This window comes from Streptomyces sp. NPDC056480 (assembly GCF_042795405.1).
Classification (GTDB): domain Bacteria; phylum Actinomycetota; class Actinomycetes; order Streptomycetales; family Streptomycetaceae; genus Streptomyces.
The window spans coordinates 1-18,947 of record NZ_JBHTSA010000102.1 but is presented as its reverse complement, the minus strand read 5'-3'; the positions used below and the strand labels follow the sequence as shown (position 1 = coordinate 18,947).

General features: G+C 66.8%; 15 protein-coding genes, 1 tRNA gene and 1 pseudogene. 12 read left to right on the top strand and 5 right to left on the bottom strand.

All coding sequences use genetic code 11. The annotated features are described in order from the left end of the window. Positions 1-394 precede the first annotated feature (394 nt). A tRNA-Ser gene (locus ACFQ79_RS31755) sits at positions 395-468 on the bottom strand. Positions 469-1,781: 1,313 nt separating this feature from the next. Beyond that, positions 1,782-2,753 carry a sterol desaturase family protein gene (locus ACFQ79_RS31750; RefSeq protein WP_383589871.1) on the bottom strand — a complete coding sequence of 324 codons (972 nt, stop codon included), beginning with the start codon at positions 2,751-2,753 and terminating at the stop codon, positions 1,782-1,784. A 702-nt stretch (positions 2,754-3,455) separates the two neighbouring features. Between ACFQ79_RS31750 and ACFQ79_RS31745 the strand changes: the two genes are divergently transcribed. From ACFQ79_RS31745 to ACFQ79_RS31735, 3 genes are all read left to right on the top strand, one after another. Beyond that, a complete protein-coding gene (locus ACFQ79_RS31745) occupies positions 3,456-4,142 on the top strand; it encodes an esterase/lipase family protein (protein ID WP_383589869.1) in 687 nt (228 codons plus the stop codon). Positions 4,143-4,224: 82 nt separating this feature from the next. Further along, the gene (locus ACFQ79_RS31740) at positions 4,225-4,689 is read left to right on the top strand and encodes a hypothetical protein (RefSeq protein ID WP_383589868.1); all 465 of its coding nucleotides are present in this window, start codon (positions 4,225-4,227) and stop codon (positions 4,687-4,689) included. 308 nt (positions 4,690-4,997) lie between these two features. Continuing rightward, positions 4,998-5,963, top strand: a complete 966-nt coding sequence (locus tag ACFQ79_RS31735; protein WP_383589866.1) for a site-specific integrase — start codon at positions 4,998-5,000, stop codon at positions 5,961-5,963. A gap of 35 nt (positions 5,964-5,998) precedes the next feature. On the opposite strand, the gene ACFQ79_RS31730 is transcribed toward ACFQ79_RS31735, so the two are convergent. Further along, positions 5,999-6,991, bottom strand: a complete 993-nt coding sequence (locus ACFQ79_RS31730) for a GlxA family transcriptional regulator (RefSeq protein WP_383589864.1) — start codon at positions 6,989-6,991, stop codon at positions 5,999-6,001. 52 nt (positions 6,992-7,043) lie between these two features. Here ACFQ79_RS31730 and ACFQ79_RS31725 point away from each other — a divergent pair, with 52 nt between their 5' ends. The 6 genes from ACFQ79_RS31725 to ACFQ79_RS31700 all read left to right on the top strand — a co-directional run bounded on the left by ACFQ79_RS31725 (position 7,044) and on the right by ACFQ79_RS31700 (position 10,878). Further along, complete coding sequence (locus tag ACFQ79_RS31725; protein ID WP_383589862.1) at positions 7,044-7,439, top strand: cupin domain-containing protein; 396 nt, start codon at positions 7,044-7,046, stop codon at positions 7,437-7,439. A 274-nt stretch (positions 7,440-7,713) separates the two neighbouring features. Further along, positions 7,714-8,055, top strand: coding sequence for a site-specific integrase (locus tag ACFQ79_RS31720; protein ID WP_383589860.1), 342 nt, complete (start codon positions 7,714-7,716; stop codon positions 8,053-8,055). Further along, positions 8,052-8,411 (top strand): hypothetical protein, encoded by a 360-nt coding sequence (locus ACFQ79_RS31715; RefSeq protein ID WP_383589858.1) that lies wholly within the window; start codon positions 8,052-8,054, stop codon positions 8,409-8,411. The genes ACFQ79_RS31720 and ACFQ79_RS31715 overlap by 4 nt, the downstream gene beginning before the upstream one ends. Further along, positions 8,408-8,743, top strand: coding sequence for a tyrosine-type recombinase/integrase (locus ACFQ79_RS31710; RefSeq protein WP_383589856.1), 336 nt, complete (start codon positions 8,408-8,410; stop codon positions 8,741-8,743). The genes ACFQ79_RS31715 and ACFQ79_RS31710 overlap by 4 nt, the downstream gene beginning before the upstream one ends. Before the next feature lie 439 nt (positions 8,744-9,182). Then, positions 9,183-9,683 (top strand): hypothetical protein, encoded by a 501-nt coding sequence (locus ACFQ79_RS31705; protein WP_383589854.1) that lies wholly within the window; start codon positions 9,183-9,185, stop codon positions 9,681-9,683. Positions 9,684-9,693: 10 nt separating this feature from the next. Further along, positions 9,694-10,878 (top strand): tyrosine-type recombinase/integrase, encoded by a 1,185-nt coding sequence (locus ACFQ79_RS31700; protein WP_383589883.1) that lies wholly within the window; start codon positions 9,694-9,696, stop codon positions 10,876-10,878. A 420-nt stretch (positions 10,879-11,298) separates the two neighbouring features. Here ACFQ79_RS31700 and ACFQ79_RS31695 read toward each other — a convergent pair. Together ACFQ79_RS31695 and ACFQ79_RS31690 are read right to left on the bottom strand one after the other, a co-directional pair. After that, positions 11,299-12,378 (bottom strand): annotated as a pseudogene (locus ACFQ79_RS31695) (transposase); the annotation flags it as partial. 47 nt (positions 12,379-12,425) lie between these two features. Continuing rightward, a complete protein-coding gene (locus ACFQ79_RS31690; RefSeq protein ID WP_383589852.1) occupies positions 12,426-14,213 on the bottom strand; it encodes a DUF4158 domain-containing protein in 1,788 nt (595 codons plus the stop codon). A gap of 176 nt (positions 14,214-14,389) precedes the next feature. Between ACFQ79_RS31690 and ACFQ79_RS31685 the strand changes: the two genes are divergently transcribed. The 3 genes from ACFQ79_RS31685 to ACFQ79_RS31675 all read left to right on the top strand — a co-directional run bounded on the left by ACFQ79_RS31685 (position 14,390) and on the right by ACFQ79_RS31675 (position 18,633). Next, positions 14,390-15,201, top strand: a protein-coding gene (locus tag ACFQ79_RS31685; RefSeq protein ID WP_383589850.1) for an IS5 family transposase whose coding sequence is annotated in 2 segments (ribosomal slippage) — positions 14,390-14,728 and positions 14,731-15,201 — 810 coding nt in all. Because the reading frame shifts where the segments join, the coding sequence is not laid out codon by codon here. 1,436 nt (positions 15,202-16,637) lie between these two features. Beyond that, entirely contained in the window at positions 16,638-17,084 is a 447-nt protein-coding gene (locus ACFQ79_RS31680) for a hypothetical protein (protein WP_383589849.1), read from the top strand. Positions 17,085-18,150: 1,066 nt separating this feature from the next. Continuing rightward, the gene (locus tag ACFQ79_RS31675) at positions 18,151-18,633 is read left to right on the top strand and encodes a hypothetical protein (protein WP_383589847.1); all 483 of its coding nucleotides are present in this window, start codon (positions 18,151-18,153) and stop codon (positions 18,631-18,633) included. Positions 18,634-18,947: the final 314 nt, after the last annotated feature.

Genomic DNA, 18,947 nt, shown 5'->3' with positions numbered 1-18,947 from the left:
CCGGCCTGGCGCGGGAGGGTAAGGAGAAGAGCACTCAGGCGCCACGCGGCACTCCAGGGCCGTGGGCACGTGCCCGGTGCCGGGTCATCCAAGGCGCCGACCTCGGTGAGGAAGAAGGCCCGCTGTGCTTGATTCCACGTCTGGAGGCCTGCTCGCCATGAATCTACGAGCCCAAACCGTGGGCCGCCAGGGCGACTTCGCAGTTAGCGGCACGGCGACCGGCTGTCGCGAGCTGGGCAAGCCTCTGACCTCGATCAGCCCTCTACGGAGCAGCCCTAACAACCACATTGCGTGCGTGACGTCCGTCCGCTCGCGGCTCGCCTCGGTTGAAGTTCTGGCTGGCACATGCGGCCTCACGGGCCAGCCTCTTCGCGAATGGCGGCTACCAAAGCGGGTGAGGCGGCTGGATTCGAACCAACGTGTCCTGGCTTAGCTGGCCAGTGCGTCTACCTCTGCGCTACGACCTCACCCTTGCGGCAAGCATAGAAGCGGTGAGCCCTGCTGCGAGGTGTAGTCACTACTCAAGTCGACCGGGTGCGCTTGGCAGTGCTACGCGGAACAGGCTGCTCTCGACGCGTGCAGCAATCGCTCGAAGGGGTGCTGCACAAGTCTATGCACGGGCTACATACGGCCGGGGTCATGACTGGCCGGATGGGCGGCCAGGGGCGTGCGGGATCGTGCCCAACACGTGGGATTCGTCCTTGCGGCGCGTTTCGGACCGCCAGACTGTCTCACATGACTCGCGTGCAAATGGCAGATACAGAGGGGATCCATCGGACCCTGCCCGTCGATCGGCGATTACGGCCTGCGTTTATGAGCGGCGTGCAGCAAGCCTCTCAGCGTCACCACCGACGGGGCGGCGGCCGGACATGGAGGGAGCAGCGGCCAGCGGAGCTCAGAGTCCGGCTAGCCGGTTTCAGGGGCCGCTCTAACCGGTTAGCGCGGCGCCGAAAGGGTTCATGCCCGCCGTCACGTACTCAGGGTTACTCGCTGGGTTCCGGCACGTTCGGCAGTATCGCTCAGGGCGCTTCATCTACACGTTGCAGACCGGCTGACGAAGTATGCAGCCGGCATTCGTCAGTCGCTTCGCGATCGCCTCGAAGCGGTCGATGCTCATCTCTCAACGGCGGGTCCGCATGCCTGCAGCCAGACCCTTCCCGGCCGCCTGGGCATCCAGCGGAGGAGGAGCTGGGCCAGGACAGCGATGCCCTCCGGCTCGTGCTCCACGGTTTCCGCTACCGGTCGAGGAAAGGGCTGCTTCCTCTGGCGGCTCCCATGCCCGCTTGAAGACGCTGTCACCGAGGGTGGTCATCGCAGTGCACCGCCCGCATGAGCGACGACATACGCTCCAAGCCGGGCACGCTGCGGAACTACGCCTCGCCACAGACGCAGTACGGATCCTCCTCGGTGGCGGAGATACTACTACTTGTGGTCTTGGCCTGGTATCCGATTCCGCAGCCCGGACAAGGAGCGATCGGTCCTTCGCCGGCAAGCCGCAGTCCCTTCATCAGCTGCCCCGGCGGCCGCCGCTGCTGAACCGCGTCTCGGCGGTGAAGCTGTTGGCAGCTCAGGAGGCGGGGCAGGGGCTCATCGATGACCCGTTGACGGCGGCCTAGTCTCCGGGCCCGAAGCGGAAATGGGCAGGCCGCCGCATGCGCTCCGGGCGAGGCCCTTCCCATGTCCGTCGGGGCGCCGCTCTGCCGGACGCTCACCCACCAGGGCTGGCGGAGCCGGCTGCTGCTGTCAGGTGAACCCCACCGGCATCATCCACTTCACGGCCATCAGCGGGCGCGACGACGGCACCCTGAGATGTCGGATTTTTGCCATGCGGCTGTGCCGCTCTCCTGCAAGCAGGACACGTGCTCACGAGGCGGGCTCAGACGCCGCGGTGCTCGCGGCAGGGGGCCGGGGGGAGGGGGAACCAGCGCGGGCTGCCAGCCCGGACCGCCGAACAGCCGTCCGCCCCGCTCTTGCCAGCTGCTGGCTGCTTTGACGTCCCGGACAATCGCAAGATACTCGTGTGTGGCAACCCGCAGCGGATTGTGCGTCTCGATGTTCTTAGTGAGTCCGTATACGGGCCGGTCGGTCTCAGACACGAACGAGCCGAACAGTCGGTCCCAGATGATGAGTATGCCGCCGAAGTTGCGGTCCAGATAGCCACCCTGGGAGGCGTGATGGACGCGATGGTGTGAGGGCGTGTTGAGTAGGAATTCGAAGGGCCGGGGAAGCCTGTCGACCCTCTCGGTGTGGATCCAGAATTGGTAGACGAGATTGACTGAGTGACAGAACGCCAAGGCCGCCGGGTGAACCCCGAGCGCAATCAGGGGCAGGTAGAAGGGCCAGGAGGTGAGGCTGGTCCAGGGCTGCCGCAGTGCGGTGGAGAGGTTGAACCTGCGGCTGCTGTGGTGCACGACGTGGCAGGCCCACAGGATCCGGACAACGTGATGGCCGCGGTGCTGCCAGTAGAAGCAGAGGTCCTGCGCGAGCAACATGAGCAGGATCGTCCACCACAGGACGGGGATGCGCAGCGGGGTCACTTCGTGAACGGCGGTGTAGATCGCAACGATGGGGATTTTCCAGAAGGCGTCGAAGGCGAGGCTGCCGAGGCCCATGCTGAAGCTAGTGACGGTGTCTCTAGCCTCGTACCCGGCAGCATCCTCGTCGGGGTGCAGACGGTAGCCGACGATCTCCAGGCCGGTAAGCAGGATGAAAGCCGGTATGGACCAGAGTACGACGTCAGGCAGGTTCGGCATGCCGATGACAGTAGAGGCGAGGTCTGGGAATCGCTAGAGGGGATTTCCCAAGGGTATGCGGGTTGTTTGCCAGCGGGCCCGGCGCCGTATGACTGCGTGATGCGGCCATCATCGCCGCCCTGCACCGCGGCTGCAGAAGGGGTCTGGCACGCATCGACCGCTGCGGACGCAGGCCGGCACGCGAGAGAGCTCGGGCAATGGCCTGGGCGTCACCCTGTGTCCCGAAGGTGACCATCAATAAGCTCTCCTACTGCTTCAGCCGAGCTGATGGAAGACTCCGAAACACTGGGAGAGACATGTCTGCCTGACCTGTCGTCGGAAACCCTGCTCACGGCCTGCCTTGCTCGTGCCTGCTTCAACCGGCCTGCAACGACGCCAGTCAAGCAGCATCACGCACCCGTGAGTCAGAGTGTGCATCGGGGGCCCAGTAGGTGAGGACTCCGATGATGATGTCACCGACATGGGTGCTGGTGCGCCACTGCTAGACCGGCCACCCTGGCGGGGAGCGGCGTGCAGCGTGCGGCGTGCGGCATACGTGACTCCCTCGTTTTGAGGATGCACTACTCATAGACACGTCACGCTGCCCGCAAGGCACCATAAGCAGACGCGCCCGGCAGCCTGTTGCTCACACCGGCAGTTTCCAGGTTCGCCTCGCTTCGTGACCCTCGCCTTGCCCGCGCACCCCTTACCTGTGGAGCCACCATGCCAGCATGGCCCAGACGCTTGTCTTCACTCGTAGCCATGACGTGTCTCGGGTCCGCTTCGCTCCTGTTCTGTGCGCCAGCGCAGGCCGCGAACACACCCGACCCAGTCCTCTTCGTCCACGGTTGGTCCGGCGCCTCATGGAACTGGTCACTCATGCTTGGTGACTTCAGAGCCGCCGGCTACCAGGGGGACCGGCTAGAGGCCATCTCCTACAACACGCAGCAGTCCAACACGGAGACGGCCGAAGAAATCCGTGAGGCCGTTAACCGGCTGAGAGCCCGTACGGGATCGGACAAGGTCGACATCATCAGCCATTCCATGGGAGGACTGAGCACTCGCTTCTACCTCAAGAACCTTGGCGGCGTTGAGGCCGTAGACGACTGGGTGTCGATCGGTGGGCCGAATCACGGAACATACACGGCGTCACTGTGCGCGGGGTTCCTCCCGTCATGTCGCGAGATGCAAGTGGGCAGCGCGTTCCTGACTGACCTCAACTCAGGGGATGAGACTCCCGGAGACGTGCACTACTCGACCTTGTGGTCCTGGTGCGATGAGATCATCAACCCCGACGCCAGTACCAAGCTGAACGGGGCAACCAACATCAATGTCGGTTGCGTCGGACATGCTGCCCTGCTCGTCGACTACGACGTCTCTTCGACGGCACAGCAACTCGTCAGATCCTAGTCCTCCGAGTCCTAAGCGGACTCCGCACGGCGCCTCCTGGAAACCAATGCCGAATCGTGGAACGTCGTGGCAGCATCGGCGGATGATCAACGCTGAGAACCTGGTCGGAAGGCGCCTGCTGAGGGTGACGACGTCCTGGCACCACTACCAGGAGACCGAGTCCTCCCTCCTGCACATGTGGCTGCACATGGACGGCCTCGGCCCCGTCCGGTTCCACACACCGGGCGACGGGTTGTCCCTGGAGATCGACCAGCCCCACGGCCCCTACGACATGGACGAGTGCGGCCACATCACGGTCGAGGACGACCTGCCCGAGTTCCCCATGACCCGGTTCATCGGCCAGCGGATCCTCTCCGTCCGGGAGATCCGCTACCAGCACGGCAACTACGACTTCGCCGTCGGTATCACCGTCCAGTTCCCCGAAGGCACCATCCGCATCCTCAACCTCGCGGACGAGATCGTCCTGGCCCATGACCAGCACCTGGGTCCGGTTGAGGAACATCTCCACGAGGCGACGATGCCCACGGGCCAGGACGCCTTGCCGTGAGTTGGCAAGGAACTCGGGGGGCCGACCCCCACAGAGCACAGCTTGCGACCCGCGGGTTCGCGCTGAAGAGCCTTCAGTTTCCCTGAACCCACGGGGCTCTTGGGGGCTGAGGAACATCCATGTCAGATCGTGCGCTAAGCGTTCGTCGGCCCTGGTGGGCGGTCGGCGGGGTGCCGGTGACGGGGCGGCTCTGAAGTTGTTCCACGGATAACGCCCAATTATCTGCGGGAGCTTGGTTCGTCACCTGCGGTGACGTTCTCCGGGCTGTACGTTGAAGCGGCCCTGTTATCCGTGGCAAGGGGGAAGCGGTGCCCACCGTCGTACAACTGCCGGCCGGGAAGGCGTTGACCGTCCGAGCGGCGGCCGACGCCTTCCTCGACTCACTGCGCAACCCGAACACCGTCCGCAGCTACGGGGTCGGGGACGGCAAGACCGCCGAGCGGATCGGGGAGGCCCGCCCGCTCGGGTCGGTCGCGAACGACGAGATCGGCGAGGCCCTGGAACTACTGTGGGGCACCGCGGCGGTCAACACCTGGAACGCCCGCCGGGCGGCGGTGCTGGGCTGGTGTGCGGAGTACGGCTACGACGGTCCGGCTGTCCCGGCCTGGACGAAGCGGCTGGCGGTGCCGGACTCCGAGACCCCGGCCCGATCGAAGATGGCCGTGGACCGGCTCATCGCCCGGCGCGAGGTGCACCTGCGGGAGAAGACGCTGTGGCGGACGCTCTACGAGACCGCCGGGCGGTCCGAGGAGGTCCTCGAAGTGAACATCGAGGACCTGGACCTCGCCGCCCGCCGCTGCCCGGTCAAGGCCAAGGGCGCCCGGAGCAAGGCCCGGCGCCGCGGGCAGGCGCGCGAGGACTTCGTGCTGGAGACCGTCTACTGGGACGCCGGCACCGCCCGGCTCCTGCCCCGGCTGCTGCGCGGCCGTACCTGCGGACCGGTGTTCGTCACCCACCGCCGACCCGGCCCGGGGAAGATCGTCAGCGCGCGCGATGTGTGCCCGGACACCGGGCTGGCCCGCCTGTCCTATTGCCAGGCCCGCGCCCTCCTCGATGAGCACACCGCCGTACGCGGTCCGGGGACTGGCTGGGACCTGCACGAGTACCGCCACTCCGCCCTCACCCACCTCGGCGAGCAGGGTGCCTCCCTGCTGATGCTGATGGCGAAGTCCCGGCACAAGAAGCCGGAGAACGTCCGCCGCTACTTCAAGCCCTCTCCCGAGGCGATCTCGGAGCTGACAAGCCTGCTCGCCCCTGGCGATAGCAGACGATGAAGCACACGTGGTTCGTCGGCAGGGGATGCCCGCGGTCAGTTCGCCTCCCGCCCGAACCGGCGCTTGTACGCCGACGGTGTGATGCCGGTCTCGCGGCGCATCAGAGTGCGCAGATTGGCAGCGGTGCCAAGCCCGCTGCGTCGCGCGACTACCTCGAACCGGGACTCACCTCGCTCGATCAACCGGCACGCCAGAGCAAGCCGTTCCCCCGTCAGCCACGCCAGCGGCGTGGTGCCCAGTTGCGCCTGGAAGCGGCGATGCAGCGTCGCCGGACTGACCGCCGCACGCGCCGCAAGGCCGGACACGGTGAGCGGTGAGTCCAGCCGTTCCTGGGCCCAGGCCAGGACAGGTGCCAAGGACTCGTCCGGCAGGTCGGGCATGGGACGCTCCACGAACTGCCGCTGCCCACCGTCCCGGTGCGCCGCGAAGACCAGCCGCCGACTCACGGAGTTGGCGATCTCCGCGCCGTAGTCGCGACGGACCACATGCAGCCCAAGATCGAGCGCGGCTGCGCTGCCTGCCGCGGTGAGGATGTCACCGTCATCCACGAACAGCACGTCTGCTTCGAGCTGGACAGAGGGGAAGCGGGCCCGGAAGGAATCCGCCCACTGCCAGTGCGCGGTGGCCCGGCGCCCATCGAGGACTCCGGCCTCGGCCAGTGTGAAGGCGCCGCTGCAGAAGCCGACCAGGCGCGCACCTCGGGCGTGTGCCCGGCGGACGGCATCGAGCACGGCGGGACGGCGGGGCACTTCGATGTCCGGGCGGTTGGGGACGATCAAAGTGTCCGCCTCGTCGGCCGCTTCCAGGTCGGCGACTCCCGTGAGCGTGAAGAATCCGTCTCGCATCATGGTGCGGGGCTCGGGGGAACAGAGCCTGAAGTCGTAGAGATCACGGCCGATCTCCGGTCTGCGCAAACCGAAGACCTCGGTCGCGCAGCCGAGCTCGAAGGGGTTCGAGTTCTCGTCCACGATCACGACGACCCGGTGTCCGCCCGCCGCGTGAGCTGCCTGCGAGGATTCTTTCGCCATGTGCAATTCCTAGCACTCGCAGCGGTCAAGCGAAACGGCTCAAGATGAGCCCATGAGCAGCGAACCCATCCCCCTCAGCAAGGCTCTAGCCTCCTTCGACGCCTTGTGGAGCCCCCGCATCGTCACGCGCGTCAACGACTACGACGTCCGCATCGCCAAGGTCGAGGGCGAACACATCTGGCACGTCCACGACGACACCGACGAGTTCTTCCTGGTACTCGACGGCGAGCTGCGCATCTCCCTGCGCGAGCCCGACGGGGAGCGCACGGTCCTGCTCCCACAGGGGGCGGTCTTCACCGTCCCCCGAGGCACAGAGCACAAGCCGTACGCTCCGTCCGGCGCCGCAATTCTCATGTTCGAGCCAACCGGGACCCCGACCGTGGGCGATCGCCATGACGAGATCCCAGAGCACATCGACTCAACAACCGGACACGCGCTCAGCACCTGACTCGACAGGCTTCGTGCACGCCACTGCCCCTGACGTCAGCCTGCCGCCGGGGCGGTTACGTTCCTGCCCGGCGAGAGCGGAGCGGGGACTCGAACCTCGGCGGTGTCCGGATCGCGCAGGGGGCGCATTCCGCCAGGCAGGTCGGGAAGCTGGAAGGAGTACCGGCCCAGCATCTCCTTATCTGGACACCTTCGAGTGACGCCTGCACCGACGCCGTGGCGATCGAGGTGCAGGGTTCGTTGGGCCACCTGAGTGCAGGCTCGGGGAGGCCGGTGTGCGGGTGGTCAAGGAACGCGATGGCGGTGTCGTACGGCGAGTGCGGTTGGTCGACGGGGACGGTGAACCGGTCACGGCGGCCTGCCGGTTCCTGGATCATCTGGTCGACCGGGGTTTCTCGCCGCACACGATCTGCGCGTACGCGTACGACCTGCGGCGGCTGTTCACCTTCGTTGCCGCTGAGGGCATGGACTGGCGTGAGTTCCGGGGCCCGGATGCGTTGCGGCTGCTGGCGTTCCTGCGGCGGGCACCGTCGCGGCGGCCGGCCCAGCGGCTCGGCCTGACGGTGGTGGTCGGTGGCCCGGAGACGCCGGGCAGGCTGCTCGCTCCGGCGACGTGAACCGGATCCTGGCCGCCGTCTCCAGCTTCTACGACTGGGCGGTGGTCGCTGAGGAGTACGACGGCGACTCCCCGATGCAGAAGCGCCTTGACCCGGCGCTTGCCCGGGTGCCGGACCGGCATCAGCCGTTCATGGGCCGCGCGAGTCGTCAGCAGGCGACGCGCCGCACGGTGGCGGTCAAGCAGCCGCGGCGACTGCCGCGGCCGGTGGACGAGGCGGTGCTGGAGAAGTTCATCGGCAGCCTGAAGCGGCTGCGGGACCTGGCGGTGTTCCTGTTGATGCTGGACGGCGGTCTGCGGCCAGGCGAGGTGCTGTCGCTGCACCTGACGACATCTCCTACGGCCGGCGCCGGGTGACGGTCCGCAAGCGCGACGACCACCCGCGCGGGGTCCGCGGCAAGTCCCGCACCGAACGGGTCGTGGACCTGCACGAGCCCCGCACCCTGGATGCGGTCAGCCGCTACGTGATGCACGAGCGCCCGCTCGACGCGACCAGCCCGTTCGTGTTCCTGGTCGGTGGAAAGGGCACCCGCCGCCTGGAGCCGCTGGGCTACGACGCGGTGGTGCGGCTGTTCGCGCGGCGGCTGGACAAGCTCGGCCTGCGAACGCCGGAGACCACGCCCCACGCGCTCCGGCACACTCACGCCACCGCGATGTGGGAGGGCGGGATGCGGGAGCTGTCCCTGTAGAAGCGATTGGGACACGCATCGCCGGAGTCGACGAAGGTCTACACCCGCGTCTCCGACGAGGCCGTGCTGGCCGACTACACCCGCGCGCTGGAGAACAACCGGTGACCGCGCTCGCCCTCGTTCCGGAACCGGCCCGCCGCCGGTGCCACGCGCCGAGGGAGGAGTACCTCGCCTGGGTCCGGTCGACATTCTCCGATGCTCCGGCGTCAGTCAAGTCCCGCCGCTACTTCCACAACCGCTTCCTCAAACACTGGCCGGACCTGGAGGACTGGTTCGCCGAGCCCCTGCTGGTCCGCCTGGACCTGCACGGCCGCGTCGCGCACGAGCCCGGCAAACGCATCGGGCCGTCCTCAGCCGGAACTTCGACAGCCTCTTCGTCCCCAAGGTCGCCGCCGGCCTCGGACTGGACCTGGATCTGCTCGATTCGCTCTCCGCCCGCATGCTCCAGCTCGGCTACGCGCCTGTCAGCGGCCGGTCCGTCCTCACCTGGACCTTCACCCGCCTTCTCCTGATGCGAGGAGACCCCGATCTGCGCGCGATCAGGCTCGACGACCTCACAGCGCTCGCCGAAGAGATCAAGCGCTACTGCGCCCGGCCGGAGGCCGGGTTCGTGCGGGCCAGCCACGTCTCCAACGCACGCCGCCGCATGCCCATGGACCAGCTCGCTGAGATCTACCAGAAGGCGTGTCTGACCAGGCTGCACGGCGTCCATGTGCTGCTGTTCAACATCGGACAGGTGCCCGAGCCACCGTTCCACGGCCTGAAGACCACCGAACTCTGGCGAACCGAGCTCACCCTCCTGAGACGCCGCCGGCGCTCGCCGCCCCGGTGGCGCGCTGGCTTTCGGGCCGGTTGCAGACCAGCGACCGCGCGGGTCGGTCCGCCACTCACGCGACGCCTTTCGCTACTTCCTGCGCTGGCTCGCCCAGGCCCACCCTGACATCGAAGCGATGACACAGCTGGAGCGCCGGCACGTCGAAGGCTTCATGGCCCACCTGCACGAGCACATCAACGCTCGCACCGGACGGCCGCTGACGGCACGGTCCCGCTACACCTACCTCAGCCCGCTTCAGTTCTTCCGCGAGACCAGCCAGTGGGGCTGGAGCGATGTTCCAGGCAGGCCCCTGCTTGGTCGCTCGGACATGCCCAAACTCCCGTCCGCACTGCCGCGGTTCATCCCCCGGGCCGAGCTGGACCGCCTCATGGAAGCGGTCGAGGGACTCGAAGATCCGCACCAACGAGCTGCTCTGCTTCTGCTGCGCTGGAGCGGTGCCCGGCGCGGGGAGATCGCACGGCTGACCTTGGACTGCCTGGACGCCTACCCCGACGGCTACCCGCGGCTGCGGATCCCGGTCGGCAAGACCTACACCGAGCGCATGGTCCCGCTGCACCCCCAAGCGGCGGACGCCCTGCGCGAGCTGATCGACGCCGCCAAGGCTGCGAACGCCGCAGCCCGCCACGACGCATGGGCCCAGCGGTCGGTCCGCTACGTGTTCATGCGGCGGGGCAAGCCCATGGGCCGCCACTTCCTCTACGAGGACGCCCTGGAGATCGCCTGCCACAAGGCCGGGCTCGTCGATGGCGACGGCAACCCCACCGTGACCGCCCACCGGTTCCGCCACACGGTCGGCACCCAGCTCGCCGAAGGCGGCGCTCAGATCCAGACGATCTTGGCGATCCTCGGGCACCGCAACGCGCAGATGTCGGCAACTCACTCCCACATCAGCGACCCCGTCCTGAAGAAGCAGTACGAGAAGGTCATCGCAGCCGGTGGACGGATCGCGGGCCCAGCGGCGGAGGAACTGCTGACGAGCCGGATCGGCGAGGACACCCTGAACTGGCTCAAGACCAACTTCTTCAAGACCGAACTCGAACTCGGCCACTGCCTGCGGGCACCCGCCGAAGGGCCCTGCGAGTGCGACCTCTACCTCCGCTGCTCGAAGTTCCTCACCACGAGCGAGTACGCACCACGCCTGCGGTCCCGGCTCGCCCGTGAACAGCAGCTCGCCCAGGACGCCGTCGAACGCGGCTGGCCCCACGAGGTCGAGCGACACAACGCCACCGCCGACCGAATCCGCGGTCTCCTCGGAGACCTCGGCGAGAGCACCGCACCCGGCCCTGACGACCACTGCTGACCAACCCACTCTCATCAGAGGGAGGCCGCTTCGCCCCCAATGAGAGGTCCGCGCCGCGCGCCGTGCAAGATCTTCGCTATGGACTCGCTGAACGACACCAGCTGGGTGAGAACACGGGCAGACCTCGTCTCCTACATCAGACAGCTCAGCCAAGAGGCCGAGGCCCCTTCCAACGGTTGGGGGAACCAAACACTGGATCGCTACCTCGAAGCACTCAGTGCCTGGACCAACGATATGGACGGCTACTTCATCAACCGAGGAGAGCCCGTTCCCGACCGCCCCGACTGGAGCTTGATCGCCAGCATGCTGAGGGCTGCCTGCTTCTACGAGTAAGCCCTCACCGACCTGGAAATCGTCCAGATAAACGTTGATGTGGTGGCGCACGAACGGGGACAGCCGGGCGACGTCCTCGTCACGCACGTCGAAGCCGTCGGCGCGCAACTGGTTGACCGCGGCGTCCATGTAGCGGGTGTTGAACAGCACGAGGGCGTTGAGGACCAGGCCGAGCGCGCCGATCTGGTCCTCCATGCCGTCCTGGTAGCGCTGGTAGAGCTGCCCGGCCCGGCCGTGGAAGATCTTCCGCGCGAGGGCGTGACGGCCTTCCTGGAGGTTGGCCTGCACCTTGATCTGCCGTCGGTAGCCGGGCTCGTCGGCCAGGCGCAGGATGTGCAGGGTCTTGGCGATTCGCCCGTAGTGCGCGATCGCGTCGCCCAGCGGGGTGGGGCGTCCGTCGCGGGAGAGCATCCGGATGACGTCGTAGGCACGGACGGCGCCGGTGTGGATGGAGCCGATGATCCGCAGGATGCCCTCCCAGTGCCGCTCGATGCGGGCGAGGTCGACCCGGCCGCGGGCGGCGTCCTGGAAGGCGCCGTAGTCGGCGGTGCGGTCGATGCGCCACATCTTCTGGTCCGGCAGGTCCGCGAGCTGCGGGGCGTAGGCGAACCCGGCGAGGGTGAGCAGGCCGAACACGATGTCGCTGTACGAGGCAGTGTCGGTGCCGATCATCTCCGGGCGTTTGCCGCCGTCGCGGTCGTAGAGGACGTCCAGCACATACAGGGAGTCGCGCGGAGTGCCGGCCACGACCTTCCCGCCCAGGCCCGCCGCCTGGTCGTTGATCATGTTGAGCCACGTGGCGCCGCCCCGCCGCCCGAAGTACTTCGGGTTCGGCCGCGCGTACACCTACAGTACGGGGACGACGAACCGCATCCCGTCCACCGAGGCGACCAGGCCCCCGCCCCACGCCTGGGCCAGCGGAATGGACGCCTGGTGCTCGATGAGGGCCGCATTCGCGGCCCGATAGGTCGCCAGCCGCAGGTACGTCTGGTCCACGTGGGACAACCTGCCGTACTTCAGCGGGTCCGCGCCGCCCATCACCGGGGTGTAGCCGACGTTGCAGCCGTGGGCGACCAGCAGCGCGGCGATCGTGACGTGCAGGTCCTTCAACCGTGCTTCGCCGCCGGTGACCGAGGTGAACGCCTGGTCGGCGCCGGTCCAGGACATCACCTCCAGCAGCACCTCGGACAGATCCACCCGGGGCAGCATGGCGTTCACCGCGGCCCGCAGGTCGAGGAGAGAGGCCGGTTCGAGCTCCGGCTCCAGGGCGGCGAAGTGCAGGCGGCCGTCGTCGTCGAAGACGATCTGTGCGTGTCCGGGACCCGGGCGGCGACCTCCCGGTAGGTGCCGTCCAGCAGCGCCGCCCGCGCCGCAAGGTGCCCGCCCGCCTCCCCGCGCAGGTTCAGCGAGGCGAGGACGGTCGGGCGGGCCTGCTGCCACGCCTCGCCGGCCAGGAGCTTGGCCCGCGGGTCACCCCACTTCGAGGAGTTGCGGGCGAAGACCTGCTTGCTGCGCAGCATCCGGTGCAGCTGCTCCAGCACGCAGAACGTGTACGCCTTCCAGTCCACCGTGCCCGGCTCCAGATGCGGCGCCGCCAGCACCAGACGCCGCCACGAGCCGCCCAGCAGGGCGGTGTCGATCTCCGCCGGGCCGACCTTCTTGCGGCCCATCAGCTCCGGCAGCGACAGCAGCGCGGCCAGCACCGGTTCGCCCTCCGGGGTGGCGTCGAAGTCCACCACGGTGACCAGCAGCTTCAGGAACGGGCGGACCGTGCCGAACCGGTTGATCAGCATGGCGCGCCATGCCTCGTCGGCATCCGAGTCCAGCGGCGGGGTCACCTCGAACAGTGCGGCGATCGCGGCGGCCAGCTCGTGGCGGGGCACTACCTGCTCGATGGCCGCCCACATCGCCTCCAGGCTCGCCACCTTCGGCGGGGCGATCTCCCCGGTGTCGGTGTCGACCTGCTCGCTCGTGGTGTCGAACACGACCTGGAAGGCCGTCGCCAACTTCGCCGACGCCCGCTCCACGCGCGGCAGGGTCTTCAGCTTCTCCTTCGCGCTCTCGCGTTCCGCCTTGGCCAGCAGCTTCGTCGCGATCAGGACCTCCAGCAGGTCCAGCGCGTCATCGACCGCCCGCGAGGTCAGGTAGACGGTGGTGGCCAGCAGAGTCGCCAGGCGGCGAGCGTCGGAGTGCCGGCGCAGCAGCGACGCCTTCCCGTCCACCCTGTACCGCGACAGCTCCGCCAACCTGCGCGGCGGTATCCCCGACACGTCCACGGCGCCCATCCCGAGCGCGGCGATCTCCTCCGCATGCTCCAGCGCCCGCTTCATCTGCGGGCCCGATACCCTCACCGGCCCGCGCCGCAGCCGGTCCAGCTCGGAGACACGCTCACCGGGCGGCACGGTCAGCAAGGAGTCCAGCACCGCCCGCTGCCCCGTGCCGAGCATCCCGTACAGGGTGTCCCACAGCCGCTGGTTCGCCGCCTCCCGGACCGACCCCACCAGCCGGGCCAGTCGGCTCACCCCCGGCAGCAGCACCCGGCCCTCGCGCAGCCATCCCGCCGCCGCGTCGAACAACGCCTTCGGCCCGTCCCCCGTCGTCCAGGCCCGAGCGTCCAGCCAGCCCGCCAGCTCCTCGCGGACCTCGGTGAAGTCCCGCCAGCTCCCGGTCTCCTGGATCTCCCCGGCGTGCGTACGAGCTGTACCGTCCCGCTCGCCGTATAGCTTCAGGCACGAGGCGTCCTCCATGTCCAACTGCCCGGCCAGGTACTCCGCCACCTCCGCCGGCACCAGCCGCGGGTCCGGCATGAACCGGCCCAGGAACCGCACACTCGTCAGCTGGACCGCGAACCCGAGCCGGTCGTGCGAACGCCGCTTGGCCTGCACCGCCTCCCGGTCCGCGTCATCCAGGAAGAAGTACCTCTCCAGCTCCGCCCGCGAAGGCGCCTCATGGAACGATCCGTACCGGGCCGCCTGCTCATCCGTCAGGAACTCGACCGCCACAACAGCTCTCCGAAGATCGACAACAACGACCCACGAAGACTCCGACGGTCAATCACCCCAGGTCAAAGCACCAACCAGCCCAGCGAACCCTTAGCGCACGATCTGACACGGATGTTCCTCAGCCCCCGTCTTGAGCTAGGGGGTGTCTTTGCGATCATCGGATCGTTGGTCCGGTCGTGAGGGATGGGGAGATTCCTGACGCGGCGTGGGCGGTGATCGAGCCGTTGCTGCCGCCCGTGGGCAAGGCTCGGGGGCGGTGGCGGGATCACCGCCAGGTCCTTGAGGGCATCGTGTTCAAGTTCCGCACCGGGCTGCCCTGGAGGGACCTGCCCGAGCGATTCGGCCCCTGGCAGACCGTCCACGGACGCTTCGCCCGATGGGCCGCCGACGGCACCTTCGACCGGCTTCTGACCGCCGTGCAGACACGGGCGGAGGTGGACTGGCTGGTCGCGATCGACTCCACGATCGTGCGGGCCCACCAGCACGCGGCTGCCAAAGGGGGCTTGAAGAACGCGGACTCGGACGTTCCCGCGGCGGGCTGACCAGCAAAATTCGCCTTGCCTGCGACGGCCAGGGCCGGCCTCTGGCGTTCCTGGTCAGCGCTGGCAACCGGAACGACTGCACCCAGGCCGAGACCGTCATCAGCCTGATCCGCGTCCCCGGGCCGGGTCCGGGAAGACCCCGGACCCGGCCCGAGCGCGTCGTCGCGGACAAGGGTTACTCCGCCCGCACTTTCCGGGCCTACCTCCGCCGGCGCGGCATCAAGACCACCATTCCCGAGCGCGTCGACCAGCTCGCCGGCCGCAGACGACGCCGTGAACGGCCCTGCGGCTTCGACAGGGCCGCCTACCGGCGTCGCAACGTCGTCGAACGCTGCTTCCACCGGCTCAAGCAATGGCGCGGCATCGCCACCCGCTACGACAAACGTCCCGACCGCTACCTCGCCGCCATCACCCTCGCCAGCACCCTCATCTGGCTCGACCAATGATCGGCAAGACACCCCCCTAGGAGTTCGGGGGCGTGGCGGTGTCGTTCGCGGATCCGTCCGACGATCCATACCGGCGCCGTTGACGTCGAGTGTTCCGTCCAGCGGTGCGACGGAGCTGCCAGTCAGGTTGCCTGGCTTCATAGCCGACGGGATGCAGGCGCAGTGGCTGGTGAGGGTCTTCTCGATGGCCTTGGCGAGGTCGTTCCAGAGGCGCCACACGTCTTCGGTCTGGACCGCTGGAGGTGCGGCAGCTCTGGCTGCCTGGGCGTAGGCGGAAGCCATGTCGCGACAGATGATCGCGACTTCCGGATGGCCTTCGCACATCTCTGCCCAGCCCTCCTTTCCGGCGGGAGCCCTCCAGATGATTAATTGGTTAATTCCAATGTGGGCAACTGCAGGTCAGTTTTACGGGAGTAGCGGCCGTCCCGCAAGGACGACACGTCTGTTTTCTACTCCGGAGAAGCAGGCATCCTGATGACTCGATGGTGATTTAGATTCCACTACGGAGGAAGCTTCGGTCGTGAGAAACTCGGTCCCATTCTCCAGTAGGCCTGAAACCCCAAAGTGCGATACGGCCGATGCGGCGAACAGAACAGAAAGGAGAAATCTGTTGCGATCGAGGAGACTAAAGGATATTCCAATCTCTGGAGCGATGGCGCGATCTCGTTCAGGAGTCTTCTCTCCTGGACGTCTAGATCGTTCCATTCCAGCGAAAGCATGGGAAGCGTATTTGGGTGCAGCTTCCTGCAGCGCAGTGCAGGAAGCCGCAGACAGCGAGGCTGCGTGAAGCCGTGACTGCGAGCGTTGGCAGGCCACGCTTTGTGACTGCTTGGTGATGGGCCGGCGCTTTCAGGCACGCAACGTCCGCCCGTGGCGGCACAGACGAGTGCGGACCGGCTGGGTACCGTGTGCAAAGACTGTGGCGCTCAGTCCTTGACCGTGAGCCGGCCCGGACCTCCGGCCCGGGCGGCCTGCGAAGGCACCGCCGGAGTCCAGGTCAACTGCGGCCGCTCTCCGCGCCGGCCCACAGGCGATGTCTCAGGGGCAGGCGCTCGTCCTGCTTTCCCGGGCTGTGTTCCCGCGCGACCGTGTTCTCTGTGCCGCGAGCGTGTTTCCTCTTGACCGCCCGGCCCGGCGGTCACCAGCCCAGCCGCAGCCCCTGTCCGCCCGCCCCTTTCGCGGAACCCTCTCTGCTGGGGCCGCTCATGCATGCTCGACAGACCCGTTGCCGATCCTTGCCCGGGTCCCTGGCATCAGAGGCCCCGTCGTTTCCCTCATCGGCCCGCTCTTTCACCGCAGGAAGCGGTGTGAAGAAGTTCAGTGTGCCAGTTTCAAATCAACCCGCGTCCGAAACGAGTACTCCGTGCTCACGCGGCACGACACCGAAAGGATTAGTTTGAGGCGTTGGCCACCCGCCCTAGCGAAGGACTTAAGATATGAAGAAGAAGATTCTTCCGGCCCTGCTGACCTCTGCCCTTGCAGCGGGAGCACTCATCGGAGCTACTGCTGGAACCGCGGAAGCGGCTAGCGGTTCTTCATGCAGTGCCTGGACAATCGCCCAGAACATTAAGATGCGAGGCTGTATTCAGTGGTCTGGAACAACCGCAGACCGGGCATACACCGAGGCTCAGAATATATCCGGGCTGACCCGGGAGGTAGCGATTACGGCAACTCTCCGGGACGATGCCGGAAATCAGCTTGGATACAAGCGCCAGGAAAAAACACTCGAAAACAATGCTTCGGTTACGGTTTACACCGCCTGGGTTGACGACTACACCTGGGGACCCGAGAAGGCTTCAGGAAATTCCGCTGTCCGGTATCCCTGGATGCAGAACTTCGGAACTGCCTTCGCTACCGGATGGGCCTTCGAGCCTTGGTACTAATCCGGCACTTCCAACCCATCTATTAAGCTTCCGGGAATGCCGGTCAGCTGGAACCAGATTGACTGAACCGATCTGGATTCCCCCCGGCTATCACAGGCTGTCTATTCGCAGCGGGACCATCGAAAGCGGATGTACGGCCGGGGAAGCGATTCCAGAACATGCATGCCGACGCGCCTCGAGGGACGGCCTCCATGCTGAAGCTGCAAGCCGCGGCCGGCCACGCCACCATGCCGACCCCGGTACGAGCGTCCGCATGACGGGCACCGCAGCGTCACCAGGAACCGCCCTGGACAGCCGAGCGGGGCTGGCATGACCCTCAACGGGACGTCGCATGACCAGCCCCGGCTTCACCCCCCTGTGCAGTGCGGCCGGGAAGTCGCGCACCATGGGGAAAAGCATGTCTGCTACGGCGTTTAGCAGTCGGCCAGACGGGCCGGTCCGCTCGGCGAAGCCCGTCAGAAGGCTCAACATCCGCGCGGTACCGGCGGCGCAGCCCGGCGGTAACCTCGCGGGTCACGTCTGCTGGTGCGCTGCGGCACGTTCAGCCCTTGGGCGCGTCGCGCGGGAACCCGGGGGGTCCTGCTCATGGGCGAGCTCGCAGCAGAAGCCGGACCAGCGCTCCGCCGGCAGGAGCTCTGCGTCTTCCGTCCGCCCGCCGCGTTGAGGGCTCGTCGGCGAAGACGGCGGCGGCGAGTGCGGACCGAGTCCGGCCCGGACGATACGGCCCAGGCCTTGCCCGGTGAGCTCACGGGCTTGGCCACGGCGAGCGGCTGGCAGCCGCATTCTCGGGGCTGCTGGCGATGGTCTCGGCCCGCCTCGTACTGGTCGGACAGACGCAGACAGCGCCTGCAGCAAGGCCTCACCTGCCGCTGCGAACGCCACAGCCAGAGCCACTGACCTGGCCATCAGTCGCAGCGGGCACCGCTGCGGTACAAGGGCTCTGCTGCTCGGTCCTATTTATCCCCGGCGGATTTGTCTGCTTGCGCGCAGGTCCGCGCCAGGCTCGTTCATACGGTCAAATACGAGTACCTTCTACCCCTAGCAGAAATACGGTCAATGCTGTTGCATGAGAATCAAGGTAACCGGACAGAAGGTTAAAGACATGAAGAGGACATTTTCTACTCTACTTACCTTGGTGATCGCATCAGGGGCGCTCGTCACCGGTACTGCCGGGAGCGCTCAAGCGGCATCTTCGAGCACGTGCACCCTGTGGGAGTCAATCCACCATGGCAACCGGGGCGGCTATTCTCTCAGCATCCGTTCCTGCATCGAATGGAGCGGTACGAGTGCAGATCGCGCTTATACGGAGGTGCGCAATATCGACGCCGTCAACCACCGCGTGTCATTCAGCGCCCACCTCGACGACGATGATTATAATGACCTAGCCAGCAAAAGGGTATGGGATGTGCTGATCGCACCCACTAAAACTGCAAGGGTGTACACCAACTGGGTTGATGACTACACCTGGGGATCCGAGCGGGCTAGCGGTGTAGTCCATGATCGCAGCACCGTAAACAGCACTGATTTTGCCGTCGAGCCTTGGTTCTGATTCGAGTTCTTGAATTTTGCCTCGGTCACTCTTCGAGAGTGACGTTGAATGAAACGAACTCACGAGAGGAGTGGCGGCGAGAGGACCCAGGGGTCTGCTCGTATCGCCGCTCCTCTCGTGAGTTCGGCAGGTGATTGACGGCCTGCCATGACTACGGCGGCGAGAAATCCGATCCGGATCGACATCCTGATGGTTACCGATAGTGACATTGTGTAGTCGATGCCCCAAGTCGGTTTGAGAGTCCGTGCGCAACGGCGGTGCCTGAGCTGCTGCAGCCGCCCGCCCAGCTATCCAGGACAGGTGCTGTCCTGGAT